Origin of the sequence: Streptomyces pratensis (genome assembly GCF_016804005.1) — a bacterium.
Lineage (GTDB): Bacteria > Actinomycetota > Actinomycetes > Streptomycetales > Streptomycetaceae > Streptomyces > Streptomyces pratensis_A.
In genome coordinates, this window is record NZ_CP051486.1 from 718,455 (window position 1) to 739,944 (window position 21,490).

The 21,490-nt window shown below is 70.6% G+C and carries 17 protein-coding genes and 2 pseudogenes; 6 read left to right on the forward strand and 13 right to left on the reverse strand.

What is annotated here, in order from left to right; all coding sequences use genetic code 11:
- Nucleotides 1-9: 9 nt before the first annotated feature.
- Nucleotides 10-2,004: a CocE/NonD family hydrolase gene (locus tag HED23_RS03160; RefSeq protein ID WP_203181919.1), complete on the reverse strand. Its 1,995-nt coding sequence runs from the start codon at nucleotides 2,002-2,004 to the stop codon at nucleotides 10-12.
- A gap of 9 nt (nucleotides 2,005-2,013) precedes the next feature.
- The gene (locus HED23_RS03165) at nucleotides 2,014-3,513 is read right to left on the reverse strand and encodes a peptide MFS transporter (protein ID WP_203181920.1); all 1,500 of its coding nucleotides are present in this window, start codon (nucleotides 3,511-3,513) and stop codon (nucleotides 2,014-2,016) included.
- A gap of 156 nt (nucleotides 3,514-3,669) precedes the next feature.
- On the opposite strand from HED23_RS03165, the gene HED23_RS03170 reads away from it, so the two are divergent.
- The 5 genes and pseudogenes from HED23_RS03170 to HED23_RS03190 all read left to right on the forward strand — a co-directional run.
- Nucleotides 3,670-4,680: a polyprenyl synthetase family protein gene (locus tag HED23_RS03170; protein WP_203181921.1), complete on the forward strand. Its 1,011-nt coding sequence runs from the start codon at nucleotides 3,670-3,672 to the stop codon at nucleotides 4,678-4,680.
- A gap of 231 nt (nucleotides 4,681-4,911) precedes the next feature.
- Nucleotides 4,912-6,144, forward strand: coding sequence for a LolA family protein (locus tag HED23_RS03175; protein ID WP_203181922.1), 1,233 nt, complete (start codon nucleotides 4,912-4,914; stop codon nucleotides 6,142-6,144).
- Nucleotides 6,145-6,332: 188 nt separating this feature from the next.
- A complete protein-coding gene (locus HED23_RS03180) occupies nucleotides 6,333-7,319 on the forward strand; it encodes an ABC transporter ATP-binding protein (protein ID WP_203181923.1) in 987 nt (328 codons plus the stop codon).
- Nucleotides 7,306-8,196, forward strand: a complete 891-nt coding sequence (locus tag HED23_RS03185) for an ABC transporter permease (protein WP_203181924.1) — start codon at nucleotides 7,306-7,308, stop codon at nucleotides 8,194-8,196. Before HED23_RS03180 ends, HED23_RS03185 begins: the two co-directional genes overlap by 14 nt.
- A gap of 195 nt (nucleotides 8,197-8,391) precedes the next feature.
- Nucleotides 8,392-8,970: pseudogene (locus HED23_RS03190) on the forward strand (TetR/AcrR family transcriptional regulator); the annotation flags it as partial.
- Nucleotides 8,971-9,169: 199 nt separating this feature from the next.
- Here the strand turns inward: HED23_RS03190 and HED23_RS03195 are convergent.
- From HED23_RS03195 to HED23_RS03225, 7 genes and pseudogenes are all read right to left on the reverse strand, one after another.
- A pseudogene (locus HED23_RS03195) lies at nucleotides 9,170-9,714 on the reverse strand (flavodoxin family protein).
- A gap of 114 nt (nucleotides 9,715-9,828) precedes the next feature.
- Nucleotides 9,829-10,638 carry an HAD-IIB family hydrolase gene (locus HED23_RS03200; protein WP_203181925.1) on the reverse strand — a complete coding sequence of 270 codons (810 nt, stop codon included), beginning with the start codon at nucleotides 10,636-10,638 and terminating at the stop codon, nucleotides 9,829-9,831.
- 65 nt (nucleotides 10,639-10,703) lie between these two features.
- Nucleotides 10,704-11,153: a VOC family protein gene (locus HED23_RS03205; protein WP_203181926.1), complete on the reverse strand. Its 450-nt coding sequence runs from the start codon at nucleotides 11,151-11,153 to the stop codon at nucleotides 10,704-10,706.
- A gap of 145 nt (nucleotides 11,154-11,298) precedes the next feature.
- Entirely contained in the window at nucleotides 11,299-11,748 is a 450-nt protein-coding gene (locus tag HED23_RS03210; protein WP_203181927.1) for a hypothetical protein, read from the reverse strand.
- A 12-nt stretch (nucleotides 11,749-11,760) separates the two neighbouring features.
- Complete coding sequence (locus tag HED23_RS03215; protein ID WP_203181928.1) at nucleotides 11,761-13,377, reverse strand: FAD-dependent oxidoreductase; 1,617 nt, start codon at nucleotides 13,375-13,377, stop codon at nucleotides 11,761-11,763.
- Nucleotides 13,378-13,444: 67 nt separating this feature from the next.
- The gene (gene rarD, locus HED23_RS03220; RefSeq protein ID WP_203181929.1) at nucleotides 13,445-14,434 is read right to left on the reverse strand and encodes an EamA family transporter RarD; all 990 of its coding nucleotides are present in this window, start codon (nucleotides 14,432-14,434) and stop codon (nucleotides 13,445-13,447) included.
- 118 nt (nucleotides 14,435-14,552) lie between these two features.
- Nucleotides 14,553-15,413, reverse strand: coding sequence for an SDR family oxidoreductase (locus HED23_RS03225; RefSeq protein ID WP_203181930.1), 861 nt, complete (start codon nucleotides 15,411-15,413; stop codon nucleotides 14,553-14,555).
- A gap of 103 nt (nucleotides 15,414-15,516) precedes the next feature.
- Between HED23_RS03225 and HED23_RS03230 the strand changes: the two genes are divergently transcribed.
- Nucleotides 15,517-15,924: a winged helix-turn-helix transcriptional regulator gene (locus HED23_RS03230; RefSeq protein ID WP_203181931.1), complete on the forward strand. Its 408-nt coding sequence runs from the start codon at nucleotides 15,517-15,519 to the stop codon at nucleotides 15,922-15,924.
- Nucleotides 15,925-15,931: 7 nt separating this feature from the next.
- Here HED23_RS03230 and HED23_RS03235 read toward each other — a convergent pair whose 3' ends face one another.
- The 4 genes from HED23_RS03235 to HED23_RS03250 all read right to left on the reverse strand — a co-directional run bounded on the left by HED23_RS03235 (nucleotide 15,932) and on the right by HED23_RS03250 (nucleotide 21,433).
- Nucleotides 15,932-16,990 (reverse strand): 2-oxoacid:ferredoxin oxidoreductase subunit beta, encoded by a 1,059-nt coding sequence (locus HED23_RS03235; RefSeq protein WP_203181932.1) that lies wholly within the window; start codon nucleotides 16,988-16,990, stop codon nucleotides 15,932-15,934.
- Nucleotides 16,983-18,938, reverse strand: a complete 1,956-nt coding sequence (locus HED23_RS03240) for a 2-oxoacid:acceptor oxidoreductase subunit alpha (RefSeq protein ID WP_203181933.1) — start codon at nucleotides 18,936-18,938, stop codon at nucleotides 16,983-16,985. The genes HED23_RS03235 and HED23_RS03240 overlap by 8 nt, the downstream gene beginning before the upstream one ends.
- 270 nt (nucleotides 18,939-19,208) lie before the next feature.
- The gene (locus HED23_RS03245; protein WP_203187340.1) at nucleotides 19,209-19,868 is read right to left on the reverse strand and encodes a response regulator transcription factor; all 660 of its coding nucleotides are present in this window, start codon (nucleotides 19,866-19,868) and stop codon (nucleotides 19,209-19,211) included.
- 212 nt (nucleotides 19,869-20,080) lie between these two features.
- Complete coding sequence (locus tag HED23_RS03250; protein ID WP_203181934.1) at nucleotides 20,081-21,433, reverse strand: sensor histidine kinase; 1,353 nt, start codon at nucleotides 21,431-21,433, stop codon at nucleotides 20,081-20,083.
- Nucleotides 21,434-21,490: the final 57 nt, after the last annotated feature.

Sequence of the window (21,490 nt, forward strand, 5' to 3'; positions counted from 1 at the left end):
GCGGGGAGGTCAGCCCGCCGTGCGCGGGATGCGCTTCTCCCAGGTCCGGTGGAAGACGATCTCGTCGCCGTCCCTGCACACGACCTCGTTGGACGTGATGAAGTCGTCCGCGTCCGCGCTCAGCTCCGAACGCGTCTCGACCCGTACGTCCCAGGACATCTCGGGCCGGTGCAGCCGGATCGTCCAGTCCGAACGGGCTCTGGCCGACAGCGGGTCGTCCTGCTGGATCGTGTAGGTCTCCAGCGCGTCCTCGGTGAACTCCAGACCGTCGGGGTAGACACGCGTGCCCCCGTAGCGCGGATCGACCTCCAGGCGCCATTCGCCCTTGGCGACGTCACGGATCACGAGGCGCTCCGGACGCTGCTCGTCGAGCGTGGCCGGGAAGACGACGCCGAGCGGCTCCGCCTGCTCCGGTTCGCCGAAGGTGATCGCCGGGTCCTCGGTGTGCCGGCGCACCGGGAGTTCGACGAGGCTGCCCTCCGCCTCGAGCGTGAAGCCCGCCGAACCGGCCTGGGGCCAGATCCACGGCCAGTACGAGGACGAGAGGGCGACCCTGATCCGGTGGCCGCGCGGGAAGGTGTGCCCGATGCCGTTCAGCTCGAACGTCACGTACTCGGTCTCCCCGACGGGCCAGTCCTCCGCGTGGTCGCGCCCGTGACGGGCGGCCAGGTTGAGGGCCCCGCGGGTCACCAGGGTGGAGGACCCGTCCGGGGCCACGTCGCAGAGCCGGGCGATCACCTGGCCGCGCGGTACGTCCATCCGGACCAGGAGCGTCACCCGTGGACGGCCGAGGATCTCGATGGGGGCGTCCTCGACGGGGAACTCGAAGCACACCGACTTGGCGTCCTCGTCCCGCTGGTCAGGCGGCAGGTCGGCGTCGTTCCCGAACGGGAAGAAGCGGCCCGCGTCCAGCCCGGTCTGCTGCGGTGAGCGGACGGTCTGCGCCCCGCCCTCCAGGGCGTACGTCACGGGGGCGACGTTCTCGGACGGCCAGCTCGCGTCACCGACCCAGCGGCCGGGCAGCGTCTCGTAGACCGTGGCCGGGCGGTGGGAGCCGCTGATCCAGGACCGCAGCAGAGGCTCGTTCATCACCCCGGTGTCCTCGTCCTTGAGGTGCTGGTCCCACCAGCGCAGCGTCTCCTGGAGGAAGCCGATCGCCGGCCCCGGAGGGAGGCCCCGGTCCGGGTACTGGTGCGACCAGGGGCCGATCAGCCCACGTACCTGCCCGGGGTCCAGGTGCTCGACGAGCCTCAGGACGGTGTCGCGGTACGGGTCGTGCCAGCCGCCCACGGCCAGCACCTTCGCCTTGACGGCGCCGTAGTCCTCGCAGACGCTGCCGTGCTTCCAGTAGTCGTCGCGGGTCTGGTGGGACAGCCACGTATGGATGAACGGCTCCACCTTCTCGAGCCGGCGCGTCCACATGTCCCGCCAGTCGTCGCCGACGTCCGCCGGGTCCGGGGGGCGGGAGACGAAGGCCAGCATGGTGGAGGCCCAGGCGTGCATGTCCACACCGAGGACCGAGCCGCCCATGTAGTGGACGTCGTTGTCGTAGCGGTCGTCCGCCGAACAGACGGTGACGACGGCCTTCAGGGGCTCCGGTGCGAGCGCCGCGATCTGGAGGGAGTTGAAGCCGCCCCAGGAGATGCCGAACATGCCGACCCGCCCGGAGCACCACTCCTGCTGGGCCAGCCAGTGCACCACGGCGACCCCGTCGGCGAGCTCCGTCGCGTCGTACTCGTCGCCGGGCATGCCCTCACTGTTGCCGTGCCCGCGCACATCGACGCGTACGGAGGCGTAGCCGTGGCCCGCGTACCAGGGGTGGCGCTGCCAGTCGCGCGGCGCCGTCCAGTCGCTGAGCCGGTAGGGCAGGTACTCCAGCAGCGCGGGCACCGGTTCGTCGGTGACCGGCCGCCAGATCCTGGCGTACAGCTGGGTGCCGTCCGCGAGGGGGATGTAGAGGTCCTCGTGGGTGGTCTCGTACGGGAAATCGGTGCGGATGTGCATGGCGGTACCTCAGTGGACGGGGTGCATGGTGCGCTTCAGCCAGGGAGCGGCGGCGATGACGGCCACACCGGCCACCACCGCGATGGCGCCATTGACACCGAAGTAGGCGGGGTTGGAGACCTCGCCGTAGAGCTTCACGATCTGTGCCTGGATGCCGTTGGCCAGGGCCAGCGACAGGAACCACAGCGCCATCGTCTGGCTGGCGAACGCCTTGGGCGCGAGCTTGGTGGTGGCGGACATGCCGGAGGTCTCGAGCAGGATGTCGCCGAGGCCGAGCAGCAGATAGGAGCCGACGATCCACCAGGCGGCCATCTTGTACGTGTCGTCGGCATGGCCCGAGGTCGGGATGACCATGAGGAGGAAGGACAGCCCGCCGAGGATCACCCCGATCGCGATCTTGTTCGAGGCGTGCGGCTGACGCGGTCCCATCCGGGCCCAGACGGCGGCCACGACGGGCGCCAGCGCGACCTCGAAGGCGCCCAGCGCGGAGGCGTACCAGCTCGCCGGGAAGTGGAAGCCGAAGATCTCCGTACGGGCGTTGGTCGAGGCGAGCAGCATCATCGTCGAGTACGCCTGGAAGAGGATGAAGTTGAAGACGACGGAGGCCAGGAACAGCACGACGTACGGCCGGAGCCTGCCGCGCTCCTCCGGGGTGACCCGGGGGCTCCTGAACATCACCACGAAGTACACGACCGGTGCGATCACCGACACGAGGGTCAGGACGTCGACGAACCGGTCCATCGTGAGCCATCCGGCCAGTGCCAGCGCCGTCGCGACCAGGGCGGCCGCGACGACGCCGGCCACGATCGTCAGCACGGCCCGGCGCATCGGCCCCGGCGCGAGGGCGTACTCCGCCGCGTGCTTTCGCCCGGCCAGGTGACGCCGGCCCGCGACGTACTGGATCAGGCCGAACGTCATGCCGACCGCGGCGGCCGAGAATCCCCAGTGCCAGCTCGCGTGCTCGCCGAGCCATCCGGTGACCAGGGGCCCGGCGAAGGCGCCGATGTTGATGCCCATGTAGTAGAGCGCGAAGCCGGCGTCACGGCGCTGGTCCTCGGTCCTGTAGAGCTTGCCGACCATCGAGGCGACATTGGGCTTGAGCAGGCCCGTCCCCGCGCTGATCAGGCCGAGCCCCACCCAGGTCATCGTGGCGGTGGGCACGGCCATGGCGTAGTGGCCGCAGGCGATGAGGATGCCGCCGTACAGGACGGCGCGGTACGAACCGAGGATCCGGTCGGCCAGCCAGCCGCCCGCGACGGACACGAGATAGACGAGGGTGCCGTAGGCGGCCGACACGGAGGCGGCGGTGCCCGGGTCCATGCCCATGCCGCCGTCGGAGACCTTGTCGGCGAAGAAGAGGACCAGGATGGCCTGCATCCCGAGGAACGAGAAACGCTCCCAGACCTCCAGTCCTGACAAGGTCATCAGACCCCGTGGCTGGCCGAAGAAGGCGTGATCGTCTCCGGGCGGTGGCTGAGCCGGTTCGGTACCGGTGGGGGCGTGGGACAAAGCGGCAACTCCTGATCGTATGAGCTGATGCCGAACATACCGGCGGTGGCGGGAAGGCGCCCACGGTGATCCAAAGGGGACCGGATACGCTGACTTGAGTGAGGACAGCGACACATCGACAATCCGTGTGATCGTCAGCAGACAGGAGATCCCCTCGTGACCGTCGTCGGGCCGTTCGGACTGAGCGTGCGGGACAAGGCTCTTGAGGCCGATGTCCAGGCAGGTTTGGCCGCTGTCGAGGCGGGGCTGCTGGACGCCACCAAGAGCGAGGTCCCGTTCATCACGGAGGCCGCGCAGCACCTCGTCAGCGCGGGCGGCAAGCGCTTCCGGCCGCTGCTCGTGATGCTCGCGTCCCAGTTCGGTGACCCCGACGCGCCGGGCGTGGTCCCGTCCGCCGTGGTCGTCGAGCTGACGCACCTGGCGACGCTGTACCACGACGACGTGATGGACGAGGCGGACGTACGCCGCGGGGTGGAGAGCGCCAACACCCGCTGGGGCAACTCCGTCGCCGTCCTGACGGGCGACTTCCTCTTCGCCCGCGCCTCGCACATCCTGGCCGACCTCGGGCCGCAGGCCGTCCGTATCCAGGCGGAGGCGTTCGAACGCCTGGTCACCGGTCAGATCCTGGAGACCGCCGGCCCGCGCGACGGGCGCGACCCCGTCGACCACTACATGGACGTGCTGGGGGGCAAGACCGGCTCGCTCGTCGCCGTCTCCGGCAGGTTCGGCGCCCTGATGGCGGGGGCCGACGAGTCGGTCGTCGACATCCTCACCCAGTACGGGGAACGCCTCGGCATCGCCTTCCAGCTCGCCGACGACGTCCTGGACATCGCCTCCGACTCCCACGAGTCGGGCAAGACACCCGGCACCGACCTGCGCGAGGGAATTCCCACCCTTCCGGTCCTCCACCTGCGCGCGCGTGCGGCGGCCGAGGGCCGTCCGGAGGACAAGGAGCTCGTGGAGCTGCTGGACGGCGACCTCGGGGACGACGCCCGGCTCGCGGAGGCGCTGCGCAGGCTGCGCGCCCACCCGGCACTCGAGCAGGCGCGGCGCGACACCGTCCGCTTCGCCCAGGAGGCCCGGGCGACGCTGGCCCCGCTCCCCGAGTGCTACGCGAAGGCCGCGCTCGAAGAACTGTGCGACGCCGTGGTGCACCGCGCCGGCTGACCGTGCGGCCGGACGGGGGACCCGGTGGGACCCCTAAGGGCTCGCCGGACCACATGTCGTCCGGGTCATCCCGGAGAGGTACGCCCAGTTGCTCCCGAGGGCTGACGCTTGTTCCCGCCCGATTTGGTCAGATGGATGACAACCACTCCTGACCACATCGGGTGAGAATGGCGGCGGGGAGTGGACACGTGCAACGGGATGGCAGCCGCCGACCACGGAGGTAGAGCACACATGGCACCGAACGACAGCGCAGAGACCAACGGTGAGGCCACGGGCACTGTCGTGGGCCGTCGGAAGGCGGCGCGCTACATCGTCCCGTTCGCGGTGGCGGGCGTGGCGGCGGCGACGATCGGACTCGTCCCGGCACTCGCGGACTCCGGCGACCCGCAGCTGCCGGACATCACCGCCCAGGAACTCGTCGAGAAGATCGCCGCGTCGGACGAGGAGCAGCTCTCCGGCACGGTGAAGGTCAGCACCGACCTCGGCATCCCCTCGCTCGGCGGGCTCGCGGGCAGCTTCGCCCCGGACGCCGGAGCGGGAGCGGGCGGGTCGAGCGCGTCCCCCGACGCGAAGCTGATGGAGCTCGCCTCCGGGACGCACACGCTCCGGGTCGCGGTCGACGGCCCCGACAAGCAGCGCCTGTCGATCCTCGGCGAGGGCTCCGAGTACAGCCTCGTCCACAACGGGGACGACATCTGGGGGTACGACAGCGAGAGCAACGAGGTCTACCACGCGGAGTCCGACGGGAACGAGCGCGCGGGCGGCAAGGCCGACAAGGCGCCCGAGGGCGTGCCGGGCACCCCGAAGGAGCTCGCCGAGAAGGCGCTCGCCGCTGCCGGCGACACCACCTCGGTCACCGTCGGCGGCACGGCGCAGGTGGCGGGCCGCGACGCCTACAAGCTCGTGATCAAGCCGAAGCAGTCCGGTTCGACGATCGGCTCCGTCACGGTCGCGGTCGACGCCTCGACCGGCGTACCGCTGAAGTTCACCCTGGCCCCGAGCAGTGGCGGCAAGGCCGTGGTCGACGCCGGCTTCACCGACGTCGACTTCGCGAAGCCCGACGCCTCCTCCTTCTCCTTCACCCCGCCCAAGGGCGCGAAAGTGACCGAGGCCGACGAACTGAAGGCCGAGGCGGAGAAGGACGGCGCGGCGGACAAGGCCGAGAAGGACCTGACCGCGCTGGAGGACTTCAAGGGCCTCGATGTGATCGGAGAGGGCTGGAACACCGTCGCCGAGATAGAGGTCCCGGGCGGGGCGGGGCTGCCCGCCCAGGGCTCCGGCGACGTACCCGCGCAGGCGCAGCAGTTCCTGGACGCGCTCGGCGACAAGGTCACCGGCGACTTCGGCTCCGGCACGGTCTTCGAGACGCGCCTGGTCAACGCGCTGCTGACGGACGACGGCAAGGTCTACGTCGGCGCGGTCACGAAGGACGCACTGGTGAAGGCGGCCGACACCGCCAAGTAGGACGCACCGCACGCCCCGCCCCGTCGTACGCTCCGTACGGCGGGGCGGCCCGTGCGACAGGACGTCTCTTCGCGGAGGGCCGCTCCGCCACGGGAATCCGTCAGAGGGACGGCCCCCGCGACGGGCACGGCGGGCACAGGGCGCAGACGCGTGCGCCGGACACGGTGGGACAGGACCGGGGAGTGCGCATGACCGACACAGCGGCCGAGGCGGCGGCATCGGACACCGGCCGGGGGTCCGGCCCCGTGATCGAGACCCGCGGGCTCACCAAGCGCTACCGGGGCGGACAGCCGGCCGTCGACGGGCTCGACCTCGCCGTCCCCGCCGGGAGCGTCTTCGGCTTCCTCGGGCCCAACGGATCCGGCAAGACCACCACGATCCGGATGCTCATGGGGCTCATCGACCCGACCTCCGGCACCGCACACGTCCTCGGCCGCCCCATGCCGGCCGCCGCCCGCACGGTGCTCCCGCAGGTGGGCGCGCTCATCGAAGGGCCCGCGCTGTACGGGTTCCTGACAGGCCGCGACAACCTCGTACGCTTCGACTCCGCCGACCCGACGGCCGATCCGCGCACCCGCCGGACGCGGGTGCGGAACGCCCTGGACCGGGTCGGGCTCGCCCCCGCCGCCGGCAAGAAGGCCAAGGCGTACTCACTCGGGATGAAGCAGCGCCTGGGGCTGGCCGCCGCTCTTCTCCAGCCGCGCAGGCTGCTCGTGCTGGACGAACCGACCAACGGCCTCGACCCGCAGGGCATGCGCGAGATCCGCTCCCTGGTCCGGGAGCTCGCGGCCGAGGGCACCACCGTCTTCCTCTCCTCCCACCTGCTCGACGAGATCGAACAGGTCTGCACCCACGCGGCGGTGATGGCGCGCGGCCGGCTGCTCGTCCAGGGCCCGGTCGCCGTGCTCGCCGCGGGTGCCCGGGGCCGGCTCGCCGTCACCACCCCCGACCCCGGTGACGCGGCCCGCGTCCTCGTCGCACACGGGGCGACGGGCCTGGTGACCGACGGGGGCCGGGTGACCGCCGACGCGCCGCCGGGCGAGGTGGAACTCGCGGACCTCAACGCCGCCCTGGTGCGTGCCGGAGTCCGCGTCCGCGCCTTCGGCGTCGAACGGGCCTCGCTGGAGGACGCCTTCGTCGCACTCACCGGAGAGGGATTCGATGTCGCAGGCTGAACTCACGGCGCCCCCCGCCCCGGCCCGGACACCGCGCCGGCTGTGGACCCTGGGGATCCTCCGCTCCGAACTGACCACCACGCTCCGCCGGTGGCGCACCCTGGCCCTGCTCGGCGTGCTGGCGGCCGTGCCGGTCCTGATCGGCATCGCCGTCCGGATCGAGACGGGCGACGGCTCGCGAGGCGGGCCCGGTGGCGGCGGGGGAGGCCCCGCCTTCCTCTCCCAGATCACCGGCAACGGTCTGTTCCTGGTCTTCGCGGCCCTCTCCGCGACCCTTCCCGTGTTCCTCCCGATGGCCGTCGGCGTCGTCGCGGGGGACTCGGTCGCGGGCGAGGCCGGCGGCGGCACCCTGCGCTATCTGCTCGTCGCACCGGCGGGCCGCACCCGGCTGCTGCTCGCGAAGTACGTGTCCGTGCTGGCGTTCTGTCTGCTCGCCACCCTGGTCGTGGCGGCTTCGGCGCTCGCGGTGGGAGCTCTGCTCTTCCCCGTGGGGGAGGTGACGACGATCTCCGGGACCCGGATCGGCTTCGGCGAGGCGCTCCTCCGGGCCGGACTGATCGCGGTCGCCGTGGCACTGTCCCTCGTCGGCTTCGCGGCACTGGGGCTCTTCGTCTCCACGCTCACCAACAGCGGCGTCGCGGCGATGGCGGCCACCGTAGGGGTGCTGATCACCGTGCAGATCCTGGACACGATGCCGCAGCTCGACGGGATCCATCCGTATCTCTTCCCGCACTACTGGCTGTCCTTCACGGACCTGCTGCGCGACCCGGTCTACTGGGACGAGATGGTCAGGAACGTGGGCCTGCAGGCGGTGTACGCGGCGGTGTTCGGCTCTGCGGCCTGGGCGCGCTTCACCACGAAAGACATCAGTGTCTGAGGGGGGCCCCGACATAGGCCGTCCGTACCGTCGGCCGGTCGAGCCGTCCCCCGATCGGCTCGTCGCGGCACGAACGGCACGAACGGTGTGCTGCAGGGAACGACACGGTACGTTCCGTTTCCAGCCTGGTCATTGTTCGACTTTTGGCGACGACCTGTCAATAAGCGGTGGGGGGAATCCCCCTATGCTCACCGAATGATCACATCGCCGAGTTCCCTGCGCCGCAGCGAGAGGTCACGACGGGCGACGCTGGACGCCGCCCTGGAGCTGTGTACGGAGAAGGGGTACGGCCGGGTCACCGTCGAGGCCATCGCCGCGCGTGCCGGTGTGAGCAAGAAGACGATCTACCGGTGGTGGCCGTCCAAGGGCGCGGTGATGCTGGAGGCGTTCGCCGAGGTGTTCGTCGGCGCCACGCCGTTCGTGGACACCGGCGACGTGGCGGCCGATCTGCGCAGGCACATCAACGGCGCGGTGAAGCTGGTCTCCACGTCGCCCTACGGCCCGGCCTACGCCGGGATCCTGTCGGAGCTGCATCACGACGACGACCTCGCGCGGGCCGTGCGCGAACAGCTGGTCCAGCCCCGCTTCGAGGCCGCGGTCGGGCGCCTGCGGCGCGCGCAGGAACAGGGCCAGATCCCGACCGGAGCCGACCTGCCGCTCGCGGTGGAGATGCTCTACGGCCCCGTCTACTACCGCCATGTGCTGCGGAAGCCGGCCCAGGACGAGGCGACGGTCGCCGCGCTGGTGTCCCACGTCCTGCGATCCCTCGGTGCGGGCCACGGCGGTGCTCCGGCGGGTTCGGCGGGCGGCGCCATCGCTCCGGGTGAGGCCCCGGAGCCCGGTGGGGTCCCCGCGTCCCGTGGTGACGGTGGTCCGGGTGAGGCCCCGGCGCCCGGTGAGGTCCCAGCGTCCCGTGGTGACGGCGTTTCCGGCGACGAGGGTGTTCCGGGTGGCGGGCCCGCCCAGGGGCGCGTCAGCTGAAGAACTCCTTCGCCCTGGCCGTGGCACCGGTGTCGGACAGGACGTCTCCGGGCTTGCTGCCGTTGCCCAGCAGCACCCCGCCCCACCGCATTTCGAGGTATCGCGCCGAATTCCGCAGGGTTCCCACGAGGGGCTCTGCGACCGCCCGGTCGTCGTCCGCCAGCGCGGTGACCCCCCACAGGGTCTTCCCGGCCATCCGCCGCTGGAAGTCGACGCCGGGCGTCTCCAGCCAGCCCGACCAGTGGTCCAGGTACCGCTTGGTGGAGGTGGAGACCGCGTACCAGTACAACGGCGAGGCGACGACGACGTCGGTGGCGGCCAGCGTCGCTTCCAGCAGGGTCGCGGCGTGTCCGGTGGGGACCGAGTGGCCGTCCGTGTGCCGCCGGTCCTCGATTCGGGCAGTGGGAGGTCCCGGAGGTCCAGCCACCGCTGCTCCGTGCCGGCCGGGAGCTGCTCGGCCGCGAGCCGGGCCAGCGTCTCGGTGTTGCCGTCGGCGCGGCTGCTGCCGAGCAGGAAGAGGAAGTTGCGCGTGCCCATGGAGTGCCCCCATTAGTATGCGTACGACTTTTACCGGCGTATGCATCATATGCATGTGCATGAAGTTGGGGGGAGGTGTTTTTCGGTCGCGGGGTATCGGCTGACAGCGAGCTCTCAGGCGAAGAGCCGCTCGAGGACCACCGCGACCCCGTCGTCGTCGTTCGAGAGGGTGATCTCGTCGGCGGCGGCCCGCAGCTCCGGATGGGCGCCGGCCATGGCCACCCGGTGGCCCGTGAGGCGGAACATCGGCAGGTCGTTGGGCATGTCGCCGAACGCCACCGCACAGGCGAGGTCGCGGCCCAGCAGGCCGGCGGCCAGCGATGTCCCCGTGCCCTTGTCCACGCCGTACGGCGCCAGTTCCACCGTGCCCGGGCCCGCCATGGTGACGGACGCCAGATCGCCCACGGCTCCGCGTGCAGCCGTGGCCAGCTCGTCGTCCGTCAGCTCCGGGTGCCGTATCAGGACCTTGATGACCGGCGCCTGCCACAGATCCGCGCGACGCCCGGCCCGCTGTGCGGGGAGTAAAGGGTGCGGCATGCGGTAGCCCGGCTCGATCAGCGTCCGGCCGTCGGGCCCGTCCTGGTCCACCGCGGCGAAGACCTGCCCCACCTCGGCCTCGATCTTGCCGAGCGCGGTGTCGGCCAGCTCCCGGTCCAGCGTCACCGAGTTCAGCATCCGCGCCGACCCGGCGTCGTACACCTGCGCCCCCTGGCCGCAGACCGCCAGACCGGTGTAGCCGAGGTCCGCGAGCAGGGCGCGTATGCCGGGCACCGCCCGGCCCGTGACGATCAGGTGCTGCGCGCCGGCCGAGGCCGCACGCGCCAGGGCGGCGCGGGAACGCGGACTCACGGTGTCGTCGGAACGCAGCAGCGTGCCGTCCAGATCCGTGGCGACGAGGGTGCAAGAGGCGGGGGGCGTGAACATGAGGTCAGCCTAGAGAGATCGCCTTCCCGCCGTACGCCGCTGACCTGCACGGACGGTAACCCCTGTCAGTGGACGCAGAATTCGTTGCCCTCGGGATCCAGGAGCACCTGCCAGGACCCGCCGGGTTCCTCGACGACCCGCAGCACGCTCGCGCCCAGCTCCACCAGTCGTTCCGCCTGGGCCTCGCGCTCTCCGGGGGGCGTGTGGACGTCCAGGTGGAGGCGGTTCTTCACCGTCTTGGGCTCAGGTACGCGCTGGAAGAGGAGGCGGCGTCCGAGCCCTGTCCCGCTCTTCTCCTCGTACGGATCGTCCGGATGCCGTACGGCGACGAGATCACGCCAGGCACGGCGGCCGTGCGGCTCGACCGTGGCGGCCTCGGGCACCGCCCCGGCTCCGAGCAGTTCCTCGATCAGGGCGCTGTTGTCCTCGACGAGATAGCCGAGGGCCTCGGCCCAGAAGTCGGCCTGGGCGTGCGGGTCGGTGGCGTCGATGACGACCTTCCAGTGCAGTGTCATGGAAACCGTTTGTACTGGTTACGTGGTTGACGCGGCAACGGGCACGCCGGAACCCGGGCTGATTCTCCGTACGCCGCAGGGCCGTGAATTCCGCCTCGCCCCCGGGGCCCTCTGCCCGGACCCGCTGCTCACCGGTGTCCGGGTCTCACCGGGCCTGGCACGCCGCGCAGACGTGCGCGCCGCACGCGGCCAGGAGCTCCCCGGCCGCCGCACTCACCGCCGGGTCGCCGTCCGCCGCCAGCCGCTCGGCCGTCGTCCGGCCGGCCAGGACCGCCAGATGCGCGTCCCTTGTCCACTCCGGGTGGTGCGCGTGGCCGTGGGCCAGGATCGTCCTCAGCAGGCCGAGCACCCCCGCGCGGCCCTTCACGGTCTCCATGGCGGCGAGTTCCCAGAGGAAGGGGACCGTGGCGACCGTCGCGTCGAACACGGCCATGGCGGCTATCCACCGCCCCAGATCGCTCAGCGCGTCCTCGGCGGACTCGCTGTCACCCCAGGCGATCCGTGACAGCATCCCGGGGACTTGGGACGCGGAGCCCTGGGCATGGCGCAGCTCATGCCACTGAACATGCCTCATGTCCTTCAGGATGGTCCCCATCCGCGCACTCAATCAGCCTTTCCGGGTGCCGTCCACCATGCCTGCCCCACTCATCGGATCCTGCTCCCGGACCCCGTCCAGCACATCCAGGTACCGCCGCACCGCGGCGTGGTCGTCGGCGCCGGCGATCAGCCCCACGTGGTTGTCGGGCCGGACCACCACGACGGTGTCCCCGCCGATGCCGTACGCCGCGTGGGCGAGCCCCTGTCGGTCGTGCAGGGCCCCCGCGACGACGGCGGCCGTCCCGGGTTCCGGGGCGGCGGCGTGGTACACCCGCCGGGCACGCACCGCGTCGCCGTGGGCCGCGACCGCCTCCCGCAGGGCCCGGTCGGTGCCGGCCCCGAAGCCCAGCACCGTGATGTGCGGACCGGCGAACACACGGAACAGGCGGGTCGGTGCACCGGTCGACGCCTCGGTGCAGGGGGCGTCCGGGGCGCGGTCCCCCGACCGCACGTCGCCGTCGCCCCCGGGGCGGGCGAGGCTGCTCCACCGGTAGCCCCGGTCCAGTCCCGTCGTCGACGGGGTGATCGCCGTGTCGAGCCCGCCGCCCGGCTCCCTGATCGCCTCCAGCGTGGCTCTCAGCCGCTCCGAGGTGAGGTCCAGCGTCCAGGCGGCGAGGGGCAGCCGCTCCTCCTCGTAGGTGTCCAGCAGTTCCGTCCCCGCCCGCTTCTTCAGTACCTGGGCGAGCTTCCAGCCGAGGTTGAACGCGTCCTGGATGCCGGTGTTCATGCCGAGCCCGCCCGCGATCGCGTGCACATGGGCGGCGTCCCCGGCCAGCAGGACCCTGCCGACCCGGTAGCGGTCCGCCATGCGCACGTTGACGCGGTACGTCGAGAGCAGGGTCGCCCCGGTGAGGTGACCGGCGGGAAGCCTGGTGTGCCGGGCGAAGAGCCGCCTGAAGCCCTCCAGGGACGGGGCGAGTGGCCGCCCGTCCCCGTCCCGCTCCGGGCCCGACTGGAACCACCAGCCCGCCCGGGTGCCCGGGACGGGGCAGAGCATGACCCCACCGCCGCCGTCGAACCACTGGTGCCAGATGCCCCTGTCCAGGACGCCCGGGGTGATCTCGACGTCGCCGCAGACCATCACCTGCTCCTCGTCCGTCTCCCCGCGGAACGGGATGCCGAGCAGTTTCCGTACGCGGCTGTGCGCGCCGTCGCAGCCCACCACGTACCGCGCACCGGCGGTGGAGCCGTCGGCGAGGGCGGCGGTAACCGAGGTGCCGTCCTCGGTGAGGCCGACGACCTCGGTGCCCGTCTCCACGGACACGCCGTAGCCGGCGAGCCGGTCCCGCAGGATCTCCTCCAGCCGCCACTGGGCGATCAGCCTGCCCCGGTCGTAGGGCGCGTCGGGTGTCGGCGAGGAATCTGCGTACGGGTCCGCGTCCGCGACCGGGACACCGTCGCGGTACTTGCGCATCGGGAGCGGCGCGGAGCTCGCCGCCAGCACCGCATCGAGGACACCCAGGTCCTCCATCACCTCCAGGGACCGGGGATTGGGGCCCTTGGCCCGCGAGCTGCGCGGGTACCCGGGTGACTTGTCCACGATCCGGACGGTGACGCCTCGCCTGGCGAGATCGCAGGCGAGTGTCAGTCCGGTGGGTCCCGCTCCCACGATCAGTACGTCGGCCATGCCCGCTCCTCGGTTCGCGTTCCGGCGGACAGGAAAGCGCAACCGAGTAAAAAAAGCAACCTGGTAACTATTTTATGGCCGGTGTGCCCTTGTCCGGCATGGAAGCGGAGGCCGTCCCCAAGGGCGCCGCGGCCTCCGCCGCCCGTACGGCCAGGCGGAGGGCCTCCGCCCTCGTGCGCCGTGCCGTCCGCAGGGCGTCCCAGGTCAGCAGCATCAGGGCGACCCAGACCAGCGCGAAGCCGGCCCACCGCTCGGCCGGCATCGCTTCGTGGAAGTAGAGGATGCCGAGCGCGAACTGGAACACCGGTGCCAGGTACTGCATCAGGCCCAGGACGGACAGCGGCACCCGGATCGCCGCGGCGCCGAAGCAGACGAGCGGGATCGCGGTGACCAGACCCGTCGCGGCGAGCAGGGCTCCGTGCCCGGCGCCGCCGGCCAGGAAGGTCGTGTCGCCGCGCACCCCGAGCCAGAGCAGGAAGCCGAGAGCGGGCACGAACAGCACGGCGGTCTCGGCGGCCAGGGACTCCAGCCCGCCCATGTTGACCTTCTTCTTCACCAGGCCGTACGTCGCGAAGGAGAACGCCAGCACCAGTGAGATCCACGGGGGCTGCCCGTAGCCGATGGCCAGCACGAGCACCGCGGCGAAGCCGGTCGCCACCGCGGTCCACTGCGCCGGCCTCAGCCGCTCGCCGAGCAGCAGGACGCCCATGGCGATCGTGACGAGCGGATTGATGAAGTAGCCGAGCGACGCCTCGACGACGTGGCCGTTGTTGACGGACCAGATGTAGAGGCCCCAGTTGACCGAGATCACGGTCGCGGCGACGGTGATCAGCCCCACGCGCCGGGGCTGCCGTATCAGCTCGCCGATCCACGCCCAGCGGCGCAGGAACAGCAGGGCGATGCCCACGACGCCCAGCGACCACACCATTCGGTGGGCGAGGATCTCCACCGCTCCGGACGGTTCCAGCAGCGGCCAGAAGAGAGGTACGAGGCCCCACATCCCGTACGCGCCGATTCCGTACAGCAGGCCTGCCCGCTGTTCGTTCTTCCCCTTCACGGGCCCTCCCGGCACTCCTGGGCCGACGGTCGGCCGACTGCACGACGGTAGCGCCGGAAGAGCCCGCTGTCATTGCCGTCTCACGGAAACGGTCATGACATGTGCCGAGGACGCCTGTTCAGGCCGTTGCGACCGCGGTGGCGACCGTCTCGGCCAGGGGAGTGGTCGGCCGGCCGATCAGGCGGGCCAGGTCGCCGTTCGTCCCGGCGAGCAGGCCCCGCGCGATGGCCTCGTCGACGTCGACGAGGATCGCGGCGAAGGGCTCGGGCACCCCGGCTCCGACGAGGATCTCCTGGTGCACCGCGGCCGGGACCTCCTTGTAGGCGATCTCCTTGCCGGTCGCCTCCGTCACCACGGCGGCGTACTCGGCCAGCGACCAGGCGACGTCGCCGCTCAGCTCGTACACCGCGCCGAGGTGCCCCTCGCCGGTCAGCACGGCGGCAGCCGCGTCCGCGTAGTCGGCCCGCGTGGCGGAGGCGACGCGCCCGTCACCGGCGTTCGCGACGACGGCGCCGTGCTCCAGGACGGGTGCCAGGTTCGCCGTGTAGTTCTCGGTGTACCAGCCGTTGCGCAGGAAGGTGTGGGGGAGTCCGGAGTCCAGGATCAGCTGCTCGGTCACCTTGTGCTCGGCGGCCAGCTGGAAGTCCGCGTCGGGACCGCCCAGTACGCCGGTGTACGCGAGCTGGGCGACCCCCGCGGCCTTCGCCGCGTCGATCAGGGCGGTGTGCTGCGGTACGCGCCTGCCGACCTCGTTGGCCGAGATCAGCAGCACACGGTCGCCGGCCCGGAAGGCGCCGGCAAGGGTCTCGGGGCGGTCGTAGTCCGCGATGCGGAGCTCGACACCACGGGCGGCGAGCGGGGCGGCCTTGTCCTTGTCGCGGACGACGGCGGCGACGGACTCCGCGGGGACGGTGGCGAGCAGTCGCTCGACGACGAGACGGCCGAGCTCGCCGGTGGCTCCGGTGACAACGATGCTCATGGGGTTCCTCCTGGTGCGCTGATCCTTGGGGGGTTCTCTTGGTACTCACTGTAGGACGTGCACTTTCTTATTGAAAGTACCCACTTTGAAGTAAGGTACTGGCATGAGCGTGAGTGCGATGAGGACCCCGAGCGTCAATCAGCCGATGTGCCCGTCCCGGCTGGTGCTGGAGCACGTCACCAGCCGCTGGGGGGTGCTGGTGCTGGCGGCCCTGCTGGAGCGCTCGTACCGCTTCAGCGAGCTGCGCCGCACCGTGGGCGGCGTCAGCGAGAAGATGCTCGCCCAGACCCTGCAGACGCTGGAACGGGACGGCTTCGTGCACCGGGACGCGAAGCCCGTGATCCCGCCGAGGGTGGACTACTCGCTCACCCCCCTGGGCAGGGAGGCCGCGGATCAGGTCTGGGGCCTCGCCCGGTGGGTGGAGCGCCGGCTGGACGCGGTGGAGAGCGCCCGCGAGACGTACGACGAGGCCCGGAGCCAGCCGGCTCCGGGCCTCGTCGAACAGGATTGATGGTGGTTCAGCCGATGACGGTCCAAATGTCGTTGCCTGCGAGCAGGGCGCCGAGGTCGCCCTTGCCGTGTTGTTCGATCGCGGTGTCGAGCTGGTCGGACATGAGGGTGTCGTAGACGGGGCGTTCGACGCTGCGCAGGACGCCGATGGGTGTGTGGTGCAGGGTGTCGGTGTCGGCGAGCCGGGTCAGGGCGAAGGCGGTGGTGGGGCTGGGGTTGTGGGCGTCGTGGACGAGGATCTGTGACTGGTTGTCCTCGGTGACCGTGACGACGGTGAGGTCGCCGGTGAGGGGGTCGCGGACGACGCCCTTGGAGTCCTGTGTGCCGAAGCGGATGGGCTTGCCGTGTTCGAGGCGGATGACCGCTTCCTGGGCGCGTTCCCTGTCCTTGAGTACCTCGAAGGCGCCGTCGTTGAAGATGTTGCAGTTCTGGTAGATCTCCACGAGTGCGGTGCCGGGGTGGTCGGCGGCCGCGCGCAGCACACCGGTGAGGTGTTTGCGGTCGGAGTCGACGGTGCGGGCGACGAAGGTGGCTTCGGCGCCCAGGGCGAGGGAGAGCGGGTTGAAGGGGGCGTCGAGGGAGCCCATGGGTGTGGACTTGGTGATCTTGCCGACTTCGGAGGTGGGGCTGTACTGGCCCTTGGTGAGTCCGTAGATGCGGTTGTTGAAGAGGAGGATCTTGAGGTTGACGTTGCGGCGCAGGGCGTGGATGAGGTGGTTCCCGCCGATGGACAGTGCGTCGCCGTCGCCGGTGACGACCCAGACGGACAGGTCGCGGCGGGAGGTGGCCAGGCCGGTGGCGATGGAGGGGGCGCGGCCGTGGATGGAGTGCATCCCGTAGGTGTTCATGTAGTAGGGGAAGCGGGAGGAGCAGCCGATGCCGGAGACGAAGGTGATGTTCTCCTTGGCCAGGCCGAGTTCGGGCATGAAGCCCTGTACGGCGGCGAGGACGGCGTAGTCGCCGCAGCCGGGGCACCAGCGCACTTCCTGGTCGGACTTGAAGTCCTTCATGGACTGTGTGCCCTCGGCCTTGGGGACCAGGTGGAGGAGTTCGTTGGTGTCAGGCATCGATGGCCTCCTTGAGGGCGGTGGCGAGCTGCTCGGCCTTGAAGGGCATGCCGTTGACCTGGTTGTAGCTCTGTGCGTCCACGAGGTATTTCGCCCGGAGGAGGAGGGCGAGCTGGCCGAGGTTCATCTCCGGGACGACGACCTTGTCGTATCTGCCCAGGATTTCGCCGAGATTGGCGGGGAAGGGGTTGAGGTGGCGCAGGTGGGCCTGTGCGATGGTCTCGCCGGCCGCGCGCAGGCGGCGTACCGCGGCGGTGACGGGTCCGTAGGTCGAGCCCCAGCCCAGGACGAGGGTCCTCGCGCCGGCGGGGTCGTCGACCTCGAGGTCGGGGACCTGGATGTTGTCGATCTTGGCCTGGCGGGTGCGGACCATGAAGTCGTGGTTGGCCGGGTCGTAGGAGATGTTCCCGGTGCCGTCCTGTTTCTCGATCCCGCCGATCCGGTGTTCCAGGCCCGGGGTGCCGGGTACCGCCCAGGGGCGGGCCAGGGTCTGCGGGTCCCTTTTGTAGGGCCAGAACACCTCGGTGCCGTCGTCGAGTTGGTGGTTGGGTCCGGTCGCGAACTGTGTCCGCAGGTCGGGGAGGGTTTCGGTGTCCGGGATCCGCCACGGTTCGGAGCCGTTGGCGAGGTAGCCGTCGGAGAGGAGGAAGACCGGGGTGCGGTAGGTCAGGGCGATCCGGGCGGCCTCCAGAGCGGCGTCGAAGCAGTCCGCCGGGGTCCTGGGCGCCACGATCGGCACGGGTGCCTCACCGTTGCGCCCGTACATGGCCTGGAGCAGGTCGGCCTGCTCCGTCTTGGTCGGCAGGCCGGTGGAGGGGCCGCCGCGCTGGATGTCGATGATCAGCAGCGGCAGTTCCAGCGACACCGCCAGACCGATCGTCTCCGACTTCAGCGCCACACCCGGACCCGACGTCGTCGTCACACCCAGTGACCCGCCGAACGCCGCGCCGAGCGCCGCACCGATCCCGGCGATCTCGTCCTCCGCCTGGAACGTCCGCACACCGAAGTTCTTGTGCCTGCTCAGCTCGTGCAGGATGTCGGACGCCGGAGTGATCGGATACGAACCCAGATACACCGGCAGATCCGCCTGCCGGCCCGCCGCGATCAGCCCGTACGACAACGCCAGATTCCCCGAGATATTGCGGTACGTGCCCGTCGGGAAAGCCTGCGACGCCGGAGCGACCTCGTAGGAGACCGCGAAGTCCTCCGTCGTCTCACCGAAATTCCAGCCCGCGCGGAACGCCGCCACGTTCGCCTCGGCGATGACCGGTTTCTTCGCGAACTTCGACCGGAGGAATGCCTCCGTCCCCTCCGTCGGACGGTTGTACATCCACGACAACAGCCCGAGCGCGAACATATTCTTCGACCGCTCGGCCTCCTTACGGGAAAGACCGAACTCCTTCAGCGCCTCGATCGTCAACGTCGTCAACGGCACCGGATGCACGTTGTACGCCTCGAGTGATCCGTCTTCCAGGGGGGATTGTGTATAACCGACTTTCGCCATCGGGCGTTTGGTGAATTCGTCGGTGTTCACGATGATGTCGGCCCCGCGGGGCACATCCGCGATGTTCGCCTTCAGCGCGGCGGGATTCATCGCGACCAGCACATTCGGGGCGTCACCCGGTGTCAGGATGTCGTGGTCCGCGAAATGCAGCTGGAACGACGACACGCCGGGCAGCGTGCCGGCGGGCGCCCGGATCTCGGCCGGGAAGTTCGGCAGCGTCGACAGATCGTTCCCGAACGACGCCGTCTCCGACGTGAACCGGTCACCCGTCAACTGCATCCCGTCACCCGAATCACCCGCGAAACGGATGATCACCCGGTCCAGGCGGCGGATTTCCTTCTCTGCGGCACCCGTGCGATCGATCTGCGGAGCGCGCTGCTCCCCGACGACAGCCTCGCTGGCCTCATCGGACTTTCCGGCTGGGCTACTGACCTGGCTGGTCACTGAACTGGACCTCCCTCGGGGCGGCGGCTCGGGACCGGCCGGCCCGCCGGCGGTCCAGGCCCCACCCTACTTCTGTAAGGGTCGCCTTCCTTGGACCGGTCATATGGTGGACGCGTTTTCAGGACATGAATGCGTCACGCTCCGCCATATTCTCCCGGCCCTTCGATCACTGGACGAACCCCCTTAGGTGCTCATCCTTTCGTCGTAGGCCTGGGGTTTCGCTGACAGCGGGTGGATCATCCAGATCATCGCGATCAGATCATCGCGTTGTCACGACTTCAGATAAGTGAGAACGGCGAGAACGCGACGGTGATCCCCGTCACTGGGTGACAGGCCGAGTTTCTGGAAGATGTTGCTGACGTGCTTCTCCACGGCTCCGTCGCTGACCACCAGCTGCCTGGCGACTGCCGAATTCGTACGCCCCTCCGCCATCAGACCGAGGACCTCCCGCTCGCGCGGCGTGAGCCCCGCCAGCACGTCCTGCTTGCGGCTGCGGCCCAGGAGCTGTGCCACGACCTCGGGGTCCAGAGCGGTCCCGCCCCGCGCCACCCGCACCACCGCGTCCACGAACTCCCTGACCTCGGCGACCCGGTCCTTCAGGAGATAGCCCACGCCGCGACTGCTGCCGGCCAGCAGTTCGGTGGCGTACTGCTCCTCGACGTACTGCGAGAGCACCAGCACCCCGATGGCCGGGTACTCCTTGCGCAGTCGCACCGCCGCCCGCACTCCCTCGTCGGTGTGGGTCGGCGGCATCCGTACGTCGGCGACCACCACGTCCGGCAGCGCGTCCTCCCCCGCCAGGTCGTCCACCGTCTTGATCAGCGCCTCGGCGTCCCCGACCCCCGCGACGACGTCGTGCCCGAGGTCGGTCAGCAGCCGGGTGAGCCCTTCCCGGAGCAGCACCGAATCCTCGGCGATGACGACCCGCACTCTTTCCTCCACGACCTTGTGTCCCCCACTGTCGGTGTTCCACGCGTACGCCCGATGTGCGCGCCGCCCTGTGTGTCCAGCATTCCAGCATCGGCGCCAGGATGGGCCCCGCACCAGTGGTTCCGGTGCCGCCGGACGCACCGCAGTGCCCCGGCCGCCGTGCTGGCGGCCGGGGCACTGCGACTCCGGCTTCCTGTGGCGGGGCCGGAGCCTCAGCCCCGCCAGGGCAGTTCGGCCGTGACCGTCGTCGGACCGCCGGGCGGGGAGTCGACGACGAGGATGCCGTCCACGGCGTCCAGACGTTCCGTCAGGCCGGCCAGACCGCTCCCCGTCGAAACACCGGCTCCGCCCCGCCCGTCGTCCCTGACCTGGAGCATCAGCCGGTCCGCCGTCCGCCACACGTCGACCGAGGCACGGGTGGCCCTGGCGTGCTTGCTGACGTTCTGGAGCAGCTCGGAGACCGTGAAGTAGGCGATGCCCTCGATGGCCTGCGCGGGCCGAGACTCCAGGTCCACCACGACCGTGACGGGGACGGTGCAGCGTGAGGCGATGGCGGAGAGTGCGGCGTCGAGTCCTCGGTCGGTGAGGACGGCGGGGTGGATGCCTCGGGCGAGGTCGCGGAGTTCCTGGAGGGCGACCTTGACCTCGCCGTGTGCCTCGTCGACCATGCGGGCGGCTGCTTCGGGGTCGTCGGTGAGCTTCTCCTTCGCCAGCCCGAGATCCATGGCGAGGGCGACGAGGCGGGCCTGCGCGCCGTCGTGGAGGTCGCGTTCGATGCGGCGCAGGTCGGCGGCGGCCGTGTCCACGACGACACCCCGGTCCGACTCCAGCTCCGAGACCCTGGTGGCCAGCCGGGAAGGGCCGAGCAGTCCCAGGACCATCACCCGGTCCACGGACACGAGACCGCGGACGATCCACGGCGTGACCAGGACGAGAGCCAGGCCGAGCGCGCTGGTGACCGCCATCTCGAAGGGCGAGTCGAGGTAGACCTGGTGCGTGCTGTCGCCGTACAGCTGGATGCCGTCGATCCCCGCGTACGCCGGGAAGGCCCAGCGCCACAGCGGATAGGTGAACGCTGCCCACCCGTACGTCCAGAACGTCACCGCGACGGTGAACGCGAACACCGCCCACGGCATGTGCAGCACCGCGTAGAGGAGGTGCCGCCAGGACACCCCGCTCTTGAGCACGGCGCCGACCCAGGACATCAGCCCGCCCTTCCCGCGCACCGGCGCGGGATCCGCGACATCCAGCTTCAGCAGCCCGCGGGCGCGGCCCCGCTCCACGGCACCGAAACCACGGCACATGACCAGGGCAGCGGCGAGTATCGGAATGCCGAGGAAGGTGATCAGCATGCCGAGGCCCAGCGACACCATGGTGACGGCGAAGCTGAACAGCACCACGCTGATGGGCAGGCTCAGGAGCACATAGCCCAGCTCGCGCCACGCGCGTGCCTCGACGGGCGCTCGCAGCGCCGCGGGGAAGAAGTGCTTCGCCGGGGGGCGGATCCCCGGTCCGGTGCCGGGCCTCCGGTGGTCCCGCGTGTCCGGTCCGTATGCCGTGGCCATCAGTGGCGTCCGTCCGTTTCTTCTGAGCGGGGGCTCCCCGCGGGCCTGTACAACGGC

What these genes read in the sequence shown, in the direction of transcription:
- HED23_RS03160 (WP_203181919.1), bottom strand. Translation starts at nt 2,004, where the DNA reads ATGCACATCCGCACCGATTTCCCGTACGAGACCACCCACGAGGACCTC.
- HED23_RS03175 (WP_203181922.1), top strand. Translation starts at nt 4,912, where the DNA reads ATGGCACCGAACGACAGCGCAGAGACCAACGGTGAGGCCACGGGCACT.
- HED23_RS03180 (WP_203181923.1), top strand. Translation starts at nt 6,333, where the DNA reads ATGACCGACACAGCGGCCGAGGCGGCGGCATCGGACACCGGCCGGGGG.
- HED23_RS03185 (WP_203181924.1), top strand. Translation starts at nt 7,306, where the DNA reads ATGTCGCAGGCTGAACTCACGGCGCCCCCCGCCCCGGCCCGGACACCG.
- HED23_RS03200 (WP_203181925.1), bottom strand. Translation starts at nt 10,638, where the DNA reads ATGTTCACGCCCCCCGCCTCTTGCACCCTCGTCGCCACGGATCTGGAC.
- HED23_RS03205 (WP_203181926.1), bottom strand. Translation starts at nt 11,153, where the DNA reads ATGACACTGCACTGGAAGGTCGTCATCGACGCCACCGACCCGCACGCC.
- HED23_RS03210 (WP_203181927.1), bottom strand. Translation starts at nt 11,748, where the DNA reads ATGGGGACCATCCTGAAGGACATGAGGCATGTTCAGTGGCATGAGCTG.
- HED23_RS03215 (WP_203181928.1), bottom strand. Translation starts at nt 13,377, where the DNA reads ATGGCCGACGTACTGATCGTGGGAGCGGGACCCACCGGACTGACACTC.
- HED23_RS03225 (WP_203181930.1), bottom strand. Translation starts at nt 15,413, where the DNA reads ATGAGCATCGTTGTCACCGGAGCCACCGGCGAGCTCGGCCGTCTCGTC.
- HED23_RS03230 (WP_203181931.1), top strand. Translation starts at nt 15,517, where the DNA reads ATGAGCGTGAGTGCGATGAGGACCCCGAGCGTCAATCAGCCGATGTGC.
- HED23_RS03235 (WP_203181932.1), bottom strand. Translation starts at nt 16,990, where the DNA reads ATGCCTGACACCAACGAACTCCTCCACCTGGTCCCCAAGGCCGAGGGC.
- HED23_RS03250 (WP_203181934.1), bottom strand. Translation starts at nt 21,433, where the DNA reads ATGGCCACGGCATACGGACCGGACACGCGGGACCACCGGAGGCCCGGC.